Source organism: Pseudomonas sp. GW821-FHT01D09, from assembly GCF_059422465.1.
In genome coordinates, this window is the sequence record NZ_JBWKWY010000014.1 from 1 (window position 1) to 12,058 (window position 12,058).

The 12,058-nt window shown below is 62.4% G+C and carries 12 protein-coding genes; 9 read left to right on the plus strand and 3 right to left on the minus strand.

The genetic code is table 11. The annotated features are described in order from the left end of the window. Positions 1–95 precede the first annotated feature (95 nt). Positions 96–971, minus strand: a complete 876-nt coding sequence (locus tag AC07W7_RS14420) for a LysR family transcriptional regulator (RefSeq protein WP_076962682.1) — start codon at positions 969–971, stop codon at positions 96–98. Positions 972–1,085: 114 nt separating this feature from the next. Between AC07W7_RS14420 and AC07W7_RS14425 the strand changes: the two genes are divergently transcribed. Genes AC07W7_RS14425 through catA form a run of 3 tightly spaced genes read left to right on the plus strand, consistent with a single transcriptional unit; the run spans position 1,086 to position 3,489 of the window. Continuing rightward, positions 1,086–2,213 carry a muconate cycloisomerase family protein gene (locus AC07W7_RS14425; protein WP_495039549.1) on the plus strand — a complete coding sequence of 376 codons (1,128 nt, stop codon included), beginning with the start codon at positions 1,086–1,088 and terminating at the stop codon, positions 2,211–2,213. Positions 2,214–2,226: 13 nt separating this feature from the next. Continuing rightward, a complete protein-coding gene (catC, locus tag AC07W7_RS14430) occupies positions 2,227–2,517 on the plus strand; it encodes a muconolactone Delta-isomerase (protein ID WP_029299901.1) in 291 nt (96 codons plus the stop codon). A 42-nt stretch (positions 2,518–2,559) separates the two neighbouring features. Beyond that, positions 2,560–3,489, plus strand: coding sequence for a catechol 1,2-dioxygenase (gene catA / locus AC07W7_RS14435; protein WP_169866435.1), 930 nt, complete (start codon positions 2,560–2,562; stop codon positions 3,487–3,489). Between the two features lie 153 nt (positions 3,490–3,642). On the opposite strand, the gene AC07W7_RS14440 is transcribed toward catA, so the two are convergent. After that, positions 3,643–4,116 carry an Lrp/AsnC family transcriptional regulator gene (locus tag AC07W7_RS14440; RefSeq protein WP_076962686.1) on the minus strand — a complete coding sequence of 158 codons (474 nt, stop codon included), beginning with the start codon at positions 4,114–4,116 and terminating at the stop codon, positions 3,643–3,645. Between the two features lie 143 nt (positions 4,117–4,259). On the opposite strand from AC07W7_RS14440, the gene kynU reads away from it, so the two are divergent. Together kynU and AC07W7_RS14450 are read left to right on the plus strand one after the other, a co-directional pair. Next, complete coding sequence (gene kynU / locus AC07W7_RS14445) at positions 4,260–5,510, plus strand: kynureninase (RefSeq protein WP_495039550.1); 1,251 nt, start codon at positions 4,260–4,262, stop codon at positions 5,508–5,510. Positions 5,511–5,660: 150 nt separating this feature from the next. Continuing rightward, a complete protein-coding gene (locus AC07W7_RS14450) occupies positions 5,661–7,067 on the plus strand; it encodes an amino acid permease (protein ID WP_169866437.1) in 1,407 nt (468 codons plus the stop codon). On the opposite strand, the gene AC07W7_RS14455 is transcribed toward AC07W7_RS14450, so the two are convergent. Continuing rightward, positions 7,013–7,909 (minus strand): LysR substrate-binding domain-containing protein, encoded by an 897-nt coding sequence (locus AC07W7_RS14455; RefSeq protein WP_495039551.1) that lies wholly within the window; start codon positions 7,907–7,909, stop codon positions 7,013–7,015. The genes AC07W7_RS14450 and AC07W7_RS14455 overlap by 55 nt on opposite strands. A 190-nt stretch (positions 7,910–8,099) precedes the next feature. On the opposite strand from AC07W7_RS14455, the gene AC07W7_RS14460 reads away from it, so the two are divergent. From AC07W7_RS14460 to AC07W7_RS14475, 4 genes are all read left to right on the plus strand, one after another. Then, positions 8,100–8,864: a sulfite exporter TauE/SafE family protein gene (locus tag AC07W7_RS14460; protein ID WP_495039552.1), complete on the plus strand. Its 765-nt coding sequence runs from the start codon at positions 8,100–8,102 to the stop codon at positions 8,862–8,864. Between the two features lie 123 nt (positions 8,865–8,987). After that, positions 8,988–9,578: an NADPH:quinone oxidoreductase MdaB gene (mdaB, locus tag AC07W7_RS14465; protein ID WP_099169827.1), complete on the plus strand. Its 591-nt coding sequence runs from the start codon at positions 8,988–8,990 to the stop codon at positions 9,576–9,578. Between the two features lie 41 nt (positions 9,579–9,619). After that, positions 9,620–10,516, plus strand: coding sequence for a LysR family transcriptional regulator (locus AC07W7_RS14470; protein WP_076962692.1), 897 nt, complete (start codon positions 9,620–9,622; stop codon positions 10,514–10,516). A 76-nt stretch (positions 10,517–10,592) separates the two neighbouring features. Next, the gene (locus AC07W7_RS14475) at positions 10,593–12,038 is read left to right on the plus strand and encodes a SulP family inorganic anion transporter (RefSeq protein WP_495039553.1); all 1,446 of its coding nucleotides are present in this window, start codon (positions 10,593–10,595) and stop codon (positions 12,036–12,038) included. The last annotated feature ends 20 nt before the right edge of the window (positions 12,039–12,058 follow it).

Below are 12,058 nucleotides of genomic sequence, written 5' to 3' on the forward strand. Positions count from 1 at the left end.
CGATAGCGGTGGGGCAGTCAAAGAATCTGGTGACTGATCCACCGCTATCGCAGGCAAGCCAGCTCCCACAGGGTATTAGTGGTGGCTGGGCTGTTTCAGATCAGCTCTTCCACCAGTTGCAAGCAATGACCCAGCCCCGGCGATTGATCATTAACCCGCCGGCTGAGAATGATCGGCGACGTCGCGGTGGCCTCGACAATCGGCGTATAGCCGATATCCGCCCGGTGCAGCATCTGCACCGAGGCCGGCACCAGCGTCACCCCCATGCCAGCCCCGACCAGGCCGATGGCGGTCTGCAACTCATTGGTCCATTGCGCCACCTTGATCGCCAGGCCGTGGGTGTCGAACAGTGCGATCACATGGTCGGCATAGCTGGGGCGCGGGTTGCCGGGGTACAGCACCAGTGGCTCGGCGGCCAGTTGCGCGAGGGTCACCGGTGCGCCCAGCAGCGGGTGCCCGGCCGGCAACACCGCCACCAGCCGATCCTCCACCAGCACGCGCTGGACAATGGCCGGGTCATCAATGCGAATCCGCCCGAACCCCACATCGATGCGCCCGGCCTTGAGCGCCTCGACCTGTTGCAGGGTGGTCATCTCCGCCAGGCCCAATTCCAGCTCCAGCGCGTCATGGCTGCGCAGGCGGCGGATCAGCTCTGGCAGCACGCCATACAGGGTCGAGGGGGCAAAGCCGATACCCAGCCAGGTCTTCTGCCCCAGGCCGATGCGCCGGGTGTTGTCGCAGGTCTTGGTCAATTGCTCCAGCAGCACATTGGCGTGTTCATAGAAGTAGCGCCCGGCTTCGGTCAGCCGCAACGGCCGGCCACGCTCCAGCAGGACCACGCCCAACTCGTCTTCCAATTGCTGGATCTGCCGGCTCAACGGCGGCTGGGCGATATGCAGGCGTTCGGCGGCGCGGGTGAAGTTCAGGGTTTCCCCCAGCACCTGGAAGTAACGCAAGTGGCGCAGTTCCATACGGGTTCCTCTCATACCTTGAGGGTATTGTTCGAGACCAATTCTATATTGGAAGCCAACAACAATGGGCGACAGAATCAAGCAAGACCTATAAAGAACCCAACGGGTATTGCCATGCCGATTTGCGCCATCGAGTCGATCGAGACCATCATCGTCGATCTCCCCACCATCCGCCCGCACAAGCTGGCGATGCACACCATGCAAAACCAGACCCTGGTGATCATCCGCGTGCGTTGCGCCGACGGCACCGAAGGCATTGGCGAGTCCACCACCATCGGTGGCCTGAGCTACGGCAATGAAAGCCCCGACAGTATCAAGATCAATATCGACCAACATTTTGCGCCGCTGCTGATCGGTCAGGATGCCAGCAATATCAACGCGGCGATGTTGCGCCTGGAGCGCAGCATCCGTGGCAATACCTTTGCCAAGTCTGGTATTGAAAGCGCCTTGCTCGATGCCCTTGGCAAGCGCCTGGCTTTACCGGTCAGCGAACTGCTCGGCGGCCGCGTGCGCGATGCCTTGCCGGTGGCGTGGACCCTGGCCAGCGGCAACACCGCAAAAGACATCGAAGAGGCCGAGAAGATGCTCGACCTACGCCGCCACCGCATCTTCAAACTGAAGATCGGCGCCGGTGAAGTCAGCCAGGACCTGGCCCATGTGATCGCGATCAAACAAGCCCTGGGCGAGCGCGCCAGCGTGCGGGTAGACGTCAACCAGGCCTGGGACGAAGCCGTGGCCCTGCGCGCCTGCAAGGTGCTGGGCGATAACGGGATCGACCTGATCGAACAGCCGATCTCGCGCAATAACCGTGGCGGCATGGCCCGCCTCAACCTGTCGAGCCCGGCGCCGATCATGGCCGACGAGTCCATCGAATGTGTCGAAGATGCCTTTAACCTGGCCCGCGAAGGCGCGGCCTCGGTATTTGCCCTGAAGATCGCGAAAAACGGCGGCCCGCGCGCGGTGTTGCGCACGGCGGCGATTGCCGAAGCGGCGGGGATCGGCCTGTATGGCGGCACCATGCTCGAAGGCGGGATCGGCACCCTGGCGTCGGCCCATACATTTCTCACCCTGAACAAACTGGCGTGGGACACCGAGCTGTTCGGGCCGCTGCTGCTCACCGAAGATATTCTTACCGAGCCGCTGGTGTATCGCGATTTCCACCTGCATGTCTCGACCGCCCCGGGCCTGGGCCTGGCCATCGATGAGGAACGCCTGGCGTTCTTCCGTCGTGACAAACATTAAGAGGACGCCTGCGATGTTGTTTCACGTAAAAATGACCGTCAACCTGCCCGTGGACATGAACCCCGAGCGCGCGGCGGCCCTCAAGGCCGACGAAAAAGCCCTGGCCCAACGCCTGCAGGCGCAGGGCAAATGGCGCCACCTGTGGCGCATCGCCGGGCTGTACGCCAACTACAGCGTGTTCGATGTCGACAGCGTGCAGGAACTGCATGACCTGTTGATGCAACTGCCGCTCTATCCCTACATGGCCATCGAAGTGAATGCCCTGTGCCGGCATCCGTCGTCGATCCATGAGGATGATCGCTGAGTCTGTCTAGCCACTTAATAATTACAAGATGAGGATTGCACCATGTCCATTCGACTGTCCCAGACTGCCCATGCCCAGCGCTTTCTCGAAGAAGCCAGTGGCAACCTCAATGACGCCGGCAACCCACGGGCCAAGGCGCTGATCTACCGGATCCTGCGCGATACGGTGAATATCATCGAAGACCTGGAAGTGACCCCGGAAGAGTTCTGGAAGGCGGTCAACTACCTCAATGAACTGGGCAAGAACCAGGAAGCCGGGCTGCTTGCCGCAGGCCTGGGCCTGGAGCATTACCTGGACCTGTTGATGGACGCCGCCGACGAGCAAGCCGGCAAGTCCGGCGGCACCCCGCGCACCATCGAAGGGCCGCTGTACGTGGCGGGTGCGCCGCTGTCCAAATACGAAGCGCGCCTGGACGATGGCTTGGATACGGCTGTGCCGCTGTTTATGCGCGGGCAAGTGCGCGACGTCGACGGCAAGCCGTTGGCCGGGGCGATTGTGGATGTGTGGCAGGCCAACACCGGCGGGACTTACTCCTGGTTCGACCCATCGCAATCGGAGTTCAACCTGCGCCGCCGGATCGAGACCGATGCCCAGGGCAATTATCGTTTCCGTAGCATCGTGCCGTCTGGCTACGGCTGCCCACCGACCGGGCCGACCCAGCAGTTGCTCGATCAACTGGGGCGCCACGGCCAGCGGCCGGCGCATATCCACTTCTTTATCTCGGCACCGGGGCATCGGCACCTGACCACGCAGATCAACCTGTCGGATGATCCGTATCTGCATGATGACTTTGCCTACGCGACGCGGGATGAGCTGATTGCCGAGATTCGCTTTAGCGAAGACCCGCAACTGGCGCGGGAGTTTGGCGTAGAGGGCAAGTTTGCGCAGATCGATTTCGACTTCGAGTTGCAGCCGGCGGCCGCGCCCGTAGAGCAAACACGCATGCAACGCGTACGCGCCCTCGAAGACTAAACGCAGTCAAACCTGTGGCAGCTGGCTTTTGTGGGAGCTGGCTTGCCTGCGATAGTATCTCCTCGGTATTGCAGATAAACCGAGGTGTCTGTATCGCGGGCAAGCCCGGCTCCCACAAAAGCCAGCTCCCACAGGTGATCGGCGGTGTTTTGGCTATTTGCGCACGACCAGGTCCAGCACCTCATCCCGATCCTTGATCTTCTGCAACACAATCTCCGAACGGATATCCATCACCCCCGCCGTGCGGTTGAGGTGGTTCACGATAAAGTCGGAAAAGTGCTTGAGGTTGCGCGCCTGTACCCGCAGCACGTAGTTGCTGGCGCCGGTGATCACATAGGCACTGGCCACTTCCGGCCAGCCCTGGACCTTCTTGATAAAGGTCTCGTGCCAGTCCTCCATATCCTGGCGCAACGACAGGTGGACGATGGCTTCCAGCTCGATCCCCAACTGCTCGGCATTGAGCACCGCGCGATAACCGCTGATCACCCCCTCACTCTCCAGCAGGCGCAAGCGACGCAGGCAGGCGGACGGCGACAGGGCGACTTTTTCCGCCAGTTCCTGGTTGCTGATACGGCCATCCTGTTGCAAGAAATACAGGAGGCGCAGGTCGGTGGCGTCGAGAATCATGCTTAGAATTAATCCGCGTATTTGGAGGTTAAATTAGAATTTCCTACAGCTTATTAAGCCAGTTGCCGCGCACTTTGCACGAAAATTCTGCAAATCTTCGTTCATTATTTGGTCCATCGTCACCTATAAAAACAGGACTTTCCATGATCAGCCGCAATCACTGCCAGACCCTCGATGCCCAGGACCCGCTGGCGCCCCTGCGCTATCAGTTCGCCCTGCCGGAAGGGGTGATCTACCTCGACGGCAACTCCCTCGGCGCACGTCCGGTGGCGGCGCTTGCGCGGGCGCAAGCGGTGATTGCCGAGGAGTGGGGCAATGGTTTGATCCGCAGCTGGAACAGCGCCGGCTGGGCCGACCTGTCCCAGCGCCTGGGCAACCGCCTGGCGCCGCTGATCGGCGCGGGCGAGGCTGAAGTGGTGATTACCGATACCACCTCGATCAACCTGTTCAAGGTGCTCAGCGCCGCCTTGAGCGTGCAGCGCCAACGCCAGCCGCAGCGTAAGGTGATTGTCAGCGAGGCGAGCAACTTTCCCACCGACCTGTACATCGCCGAAGGCCTGGCCGCGCTGCTGCAACAGGGCTACAGCCTGCGCCTGGTGAACAGCCCGGACGAACTGCCGGCGGCCATCGACCAGGACACTGCCGTGGTGATGATCACCCACGTCAACTACAAGACCGGCTACATGCACGACATGCAGGCGCTGACCGCCCTGAGCCATGAGTGCGGCGCACTGGCGATCTGGGACCTGGCGCACTCGGCGGGCGCAGTGCCGATTGACCTGCACCAGGCCGGCGCCGACTACGCTATTGGCTGCACCTACAAATACCTCAACGGCGGCCCGGGTTCCCAGGCGTTTGTCTGGGTCAACCCGGCGCTGGTGGAGTTGGTGGCGCAGCCCTTGTCGGGCTGGTTCGGCCATAGCCGCCAGTTCGCCATGGAGTCCAACTACGTGGCGGGCAAGGGCATCACCCGCTACCTGTGCGGCACCCAGCCGATCACCTCGCTGGCGATGGTCGAGTGCGGCCTGGATATCTTCGCCCAGACCGACATGGCCAGCCTGCGCCGCAAATCCCTGGCGCTCACCGACCTGTTTATCGAACGGGTGCAAAGCCGCTGCGCCGCCCATGACCTGACACTGATCACTCCGCTCGACCATGCCAAGCGCGGCAGTCATGTGAGCTTTGAACACCCGCAAGGCTACGCCATCGTCCAGGCCCTGATTGCCCGTGGCGTGATTGGTGATTACCGTGAGCCGAAGATCATGCGCTTTGGTTTTACCCCGCTGTACACCAGCTTTACCGAGGTGTGGGATGCGGTAGAAATCCTTGGCGAAATCCTCGATGAGAAAACCTGGGACCAGCCGCAATTCAAAGTGCGCCACAGCGTCACCTGAAAAACCACAAAACCCATGTAGGAGCTGGCTTGCCTGCGATCAAATCGCCTCGGTCTCACTGACAGACCGAGGTGCCTGCATCGCAGGCAAGCCAGCTCCCACAGGTGCTTGGCCAGCAGTAACCATCACAATAATAAAGGGGCACGCCACGTGACCACGCCAGACAACGGCTTTGCAGCAATCACCAACCGCGAACTGGGCCTGCGGCGCCAGCTCACTTCCGGGCAAATGAGCATGATCGCCATCGGTGGCGCCATCGGCACCGGGTTGTTTATGGGCAGCGCCTATGCCATCGGCTATGCCGGGCCCAGCGTGCTGGTCAGCTACGCCATTGGCGCGTTGATCACCTTGTTGTTGATGGGCTGCCTGGCGGAAATGACGGTGGCCCATTCCACCTCCGGCTCTTTTGGCGCCTACGCCGAGTTCTATATCAGCCCCCTGGCCGGGTTTTTGGTGCGTTATGCGTACTGGGCGGCGATTGTGCTGGCGGTGGGCGCCGAGGTCACGGCGGTGGCGATGTACATGAAGTACTGGTTCGCCAACGTGCCGGAATGGGTGTGGATCGTCTCGTTCTCCAGTGTGCTGATCGTGCTTAACGCCATCAGCGTCAAGACCTTCGGCAACTTCGAGTACTGGTTCTCCACGATCAAGATCAGCGCCATCGTCGGCTTTATCATCCTCGCGGTGTATGTGGTGTTCGGCTCCGGCAACCCGGATTACGGGGTGCAGAACTACACGGCCCATGGCGGGTTTTTCCCCAATGGCCTGAGTGGCATGTGGATCGCGGTGATCGTGTCGATCTTCAGCTACCTGAGCGTGGAGATGATCGCGGTGGCGGCGGGTGAAGCGGCCGACCCGGAGCAGGCGGTGAAAAAAGCTTTCCGCGCGACGATTGTGCGGCTGGTGGTGTTCTACCTGCTGACCCTGGCGCTGATGCTGGCCATCGTGCCGTGGAACCAGGCCGGGCAGAGCCAGAGCCCGTTTGTCACGGTGATGCAGACCATCGGCATTCCCGGCGCCACCGGGGTGATGAACTTCGTGATCCTGATTGCCGCACTGTCGGCCATGAACAGCCAGCTGTACATCACCACGCGCATGATGTTCAGCCTGTCCCGCGCCGGCTTTGCGCCAAAATCCATGGGCGCCCTGAGCAAGAGCGGGATCCCGCTCAATGCCCTGTTGCTGTCCAGCTCGGGCATCGCCCTGGCGACCCTGCTCAACGTGGTGTACCCGGAAAGCTCCTTCACCTTGATGATGGCCATCTCGATGTTTGGCGCGATCTTCACCTGGTTCATGATCTTCCTCACGCATCTGTTCTTCCGCCGCTACCGCAAGCGCCATGGCGGGCCGAAGTTATCGTTCCAACTGCGGCTGTTTCCCTACAGCACGCTGCTGGGGCTGGTGCTGATGGGCGCGGTGATGATCACCACGTTCTTCACCGAGGCGTTCAAGATGACCCTGGTGTTTGGCGTGCCGTTCCTGCTGATTCTCTCGGCGGTGTATTACGTGTTTTTCCGCAAAGGCACGGACAAGGCATCGAGCAAGGCCCTGGCATAACCCGGCAACTGCTCGAACGAACGCGCGCACACCAGCAGTTTGCGACAGGCCCAGTCCTCCGTCAGGGGCTGGGCCTGGAAGGGCTGCGCGTGGGGCCAGCGCTGCAACGCCGCCAGCGGCACAATCCCCAGCCCGGCGCCACGGGCGACCATGCGCATCACCCCATCAAAGCCATCGGCCCGCACCCGGGTCTGCAAGCGAAAGCCCGCGTGCAGCGCCTGCTCCTCCAGGTACACCGCCAACGCGCTGTCGGCGGCCAGGCCTACATAGTCGTAAGGCAGGCTGTCGATAAAACTCACTGCGCCGGCCGTCAGCGGATGCCCTGTCGGCAGGATCAGCATCAACGGGTCGTCGCGAAAGGGGCGGGTCTGCAAGCCATGGGTGTCCACCGCATCGGAAATAATCCCCAGGTCCGCCGCGCCCTGGCGCAGGGCATGGGTGATGCGTAGGCTGGGCAGCTCTTGCAGGTCGATATCGAGGTTGGGGTGGGCGCAGAGAAAATCCGCCAGCAACTCCGGCAGGTATTCGCTAAGGGCGGTGGTGTTGCACAGCAGGCGCACCTGGCCTTTGACGCCGTTGGCGTATTCCGCCAGCTCTTGTTGCAGGCGTTCGGCTTGTTGCAACAGCAGGCGCGCGTGCCGGGCCAGGGCGTTACCGGCGGCGGTCGGGGTCACGCCACGGCGGCCGCGCTGCAGGAATTCGACGCCCAATGAGGCCTCCATGGCGCGGATGCGCGCACTGGCGGCGGCCAGGGACAAGTGGCTGCGGGCGGCGCCGGCGGTGATGTTGCCGGCGTCGAGGATATGCAGGTAGAGGCGCAGGTCGATCAGGTCAAAGTGCATGGCTGGGGTTCTCGGGTGCCTGGACGGGCCTTATCGCAGGCAAGCCAGCTCCCACATTTGGAAGGGTGAACACATTCAGAATGTGGGAGCTGGCTTGCCTGCGATAGCGGTCTGAGCCTCACACAAAACAAGAGGCAGCCTCAGTATATGGCGAATTTCCAACCCCACGCCAAACCCGCAAACTCCCCCCATGACTACCTTCCTCGCGTTCTACCAACACCTCGGCCCAGCCCTGACCCTGCTGGTGATCGGCACCTTCCTGCTGGCCGGCACCGTCAAGGGCGTGATCGGCCTGGGCCTGCCCACCGTTGCCATGGGCCTGCTCGGCCTGGCTATGCTGCCGGCGCAGGCTGCGGCCCTGCTGATCATCCCTTCGACCATCACTAACCTCTGGCAACTGACCTTCGGTGGGCACTTGGGCGCATTGAGCCGGCGCCTGTGGCCCATGTTGCTGCTGATTTTTCTGGGCACCGGGCTCGGTTCGCTGTGGCTGGGCATGGACGGCGGCCCCTGGGTGGTGCGGGCCTTGGGCGGGGCGCTGTTGGTGTATGCGCTGTGCGGGCTGTTGCTGCCGACGCTCCGTGTGCCCGCCCGCACCGAGCGCTGGCTGGGCCCACTGTGCGGGCTGCTGACGGGGATCATCACCTCGGCCACCGGCGTCTTTGTGATCCCGGCCGTGCCTTACCTGCAAGCACTGGGCTTGCACCGTGACCAACTGGTGCAGGCGCTGGGCCTGTCCTTCAGCGTGTCCACCCTGGCCCTGGCTGCCGGGTTGTTCTGGCGCGGCAACCTCGGCGCTGGCGAGCTGAATGCCTCGTTGCTGGCGTTGGTGCCGGCGCTGCTGGGCATGTGGCTGGGGCAACAGCTGCGCCAGCGCATCAGTGCCACGGTATTCAAGCGCGTGTTCTTTATGGGCATGGCGGCCCTGGGCGGGCACCTGTTGATAGGCGGCTAGCGCAACAATCAAATGATTACTCGTGCTTGAAGGTCAAAAGTGTTTTGCCGATCCGAGGCTTACTCACCCGAGGGGTTGCCCGTAGCCTGGGCTCATGCATTTTCAACCTTCAGGTAAACCCTTATGAAAAAAGTTCTGTTGCTCAACGGCGGCAAGCAATTCGCCCACTCCGATGGCCGCTACAACAACACCCTGCATGATGCGGCCCTGGCCGTGTTGGACCGGGGTGGTCTCGACGTGAAAGTCACCCATATCGACGCCGGCTACGACGTGGCCGAAGAGGTCGCCAAGTTCCTCTGGGCCGATGTGATCATCTACCAGATGCCCGGCTGGTGGATGGGCGCCCCGTGGATCGTCAAGAAGTACATCGACGAGGTATTCACCGAAGGCCACGGCAGCCTGTACGCCAGCGATGGCCGCACCCGTTCCGATGCCTCGCAAAAATACGGCAGCGGCGGCCTGATCCAGGGCAAGCAGTACATGTTGTCGCTGACCTGGAACGCGCCGCAGGCGGCATTCGATGACCCGAGCGACTTCTTCGAGGCCAAGGGCGTGGACGCGGTGTACTTCCCGTTCCATAAGGCCAACCAGTTCCTGGGTATGAGCGGCCTGCCGACGTTCCTCTGTGTGGACGTGATGAAGCGCCCCGCCATCGAGGCCGATGTGTTGCGCTATGAACAGCATCTGGCCCAGGTGTTTAACCTGGCGCTGTAATACGGCTAGTATCCACGCAGCCGTATTCACGAGGATGCACGTTGAAAGCCCGATCCGATGAGCTACAGATCTTCGTCTGCGTCATTGAGTGCGGTTCGATTTCCGCCGCCGCCGAGCAAGTCGGGCAGACGCCTTCGGCGATCAGCCGCACCTTGTCGCGGCTCGAAGCCAAGCTCGACACCACCCTGATCAACCGCACCACGCGGCGCATGGACCTGACCGAAGAGGGCAAGTACTTCTTCGAGCAGGCCAAGCGCATCCTGGAGCAGATGGACGAGCTGGAAGAGCGCCTGTCGTCGCGGCAGAAAACCCCGTCCGGGCGCTTGCGGATCAATGCGGCATCGCCGTTCATGCTGCATGCCATCGTGCCGTACGTCGCCGAGTTCCGCCGCCTGTACCCGGATATCCAGCTGGAGCTCAACAGCAACGACCTGATTATCGACCTGCTGGAGCAGAGCACCGACATTGCCATCCGCATCGGCGCCCTGGCGGATTCGACCCTGCACGCCCGCTCTCTGGGCAGCAGCCCGCTGCATATCCTCGCCAGCCCGGCGTACCTTGAGCAACACGGCACGCCAGGCACAGTGGCGGAGCTGGCCAACCACACTTTGCTCGGCTTTACCCAGACCGAAACCCTCAACCACTGGCCGCTGCGCCATGTGCAGGGCGACCGCTGGCAGATCGAGCCGGGCATTGCCGCGTCCAGCGGGGAAACCCTGCGCCAGCTGGCGTTGGAGGGGCAGGGGATCGCCTGCCTGTCGCACTTCATGACCAGCGACGACATCAACGCCGGCCGCTTGCAGTCGATCCTGGCCCCGTTCAACAGCGGTTATCGCCAGCCGATCCACGCGGTGTACTACCGCAACTCGCAACTGGCCCTGCGTATCCAGTGCTTTTTGGACTTTATCCAGGAGAAGCTGGCGCGCTACGCCTGTTGACCGGCGCCTACTGGTCCGGTGTGGTGGTTTTCCGTACCATCGCCCCCTCATTTCCCGCCACGCCCCCGGTAAACCCATGAAGCTCTCTCGTCTGCGCGCCGACGCCCTGGCCGGACTCACCACGTCTTTTGCCTTGTTGCCCGAATGCATCGCCTTTGCCCTGGTGGCTCACCTCACCCCACTGATGGGCCTCTACGGCGCCTTTATCATCTGCACCTTGACCGCCTTGTTCGGCGGTCGGCCGGGGATGGTCTCGGGGGCGGCCGGGTCGATGGCGGTGGTGATCGTCGCGCTGGTGGTGCAGCACGGGGTGGAGTACCTGCTGGCGACGGTATTGCTCGGTGGCCTGATCATGATTGCCTTCGGCCTGCTGCGCCTGGGCAAGCTGGTGCGCATGGTGCCGCACCCGGTGATGCTCGGTTTCGTCAACGGCCTGGCGATCATCATTGCCCTGGCGCAACTGGAGCATTTCAAGAACGGTGAAGCCTGGCTCAGCGGCCCACCGTTGTATGTGATGGGCGCCTTGGTGGCGGCGACCATGGCCATTGTCTACCTGCTGCCGCGCCTGACCCGCGCGGTGCCGCCGGCGCTGGTGGCGATTCTTGGCGTGGGGCTGGCGGTGTACCTGCTGGGTTTGCCTACGCGCACGCTGGGCGACATGGCCCACATCGCCGGCGGCCTGCCGACGTTTGCCTTGCCGCAAATCCCCTGGACCCTGCAAACCCTGGGTATCATCGCGCCTTACGCTTTCCTGATGGCCATGGTCGGGCTGCTGGAAACCCTGCTGACCTTGAACCTCACCGATGAAATCACCGAGACCCGCGGCTACCCCGACCGTGAAAGCGTGGCCCTGGGCGCGGCGAATATGGTCAGCGGGGTGTTTGGCGGCATGGGCGGCTGCGCGATGATCGGGCAGACGGTGATCAACCTCAGTTCGGGCGGGCGCGGGCGTTTTTCCGGGGTGTTGGCCGGGGTCATGATCCTGCTGTTTATTTTGTTCCTGTCGCCGCTGATCGAGCGCATTCCCCTGGCGGCGCTGGTGGGGGTGATGTTTGTGGTATCCCAGCAGACCTTTGCCTGGGCGTCGCTGCGGGTGATCAACAAGGTGCCGCTCAATGATGTGCTGGTGATCATGGCGGTGACGGTGATCACGGTATTCACCGACCTGGCCACGGCGGTGCTGTGCGGGATTGTGATTGCCGCGCTCAATTTTGCCTGGCAGCAGGCGCGGGAGCTGTACGCCGATGAACATCTGGAAGCCGATGGCAGCAAGCTCTATCGCCTGCACGGCACCTTGTTCTTTGCCTCGACCACGCCGTTCTTGAACCAGTTCGACCCGGCCAACGACCCGGCCCAGGTCACGCTCGATTGCCGTCACCTGAGTTTTGTCGACTATTCAGCGATTGCCGCGTTGATGACCCTGCGTGAACGCTACAGCAAGGCCGGCAAGCACCTGCGGGTGCTGCACCTGTCGGAGCGCTGCAAGAAGCTGCTCAAGCGCGCGCGGGTGCAGCACGACTGATCTTCCAGGGATTGGGAGGG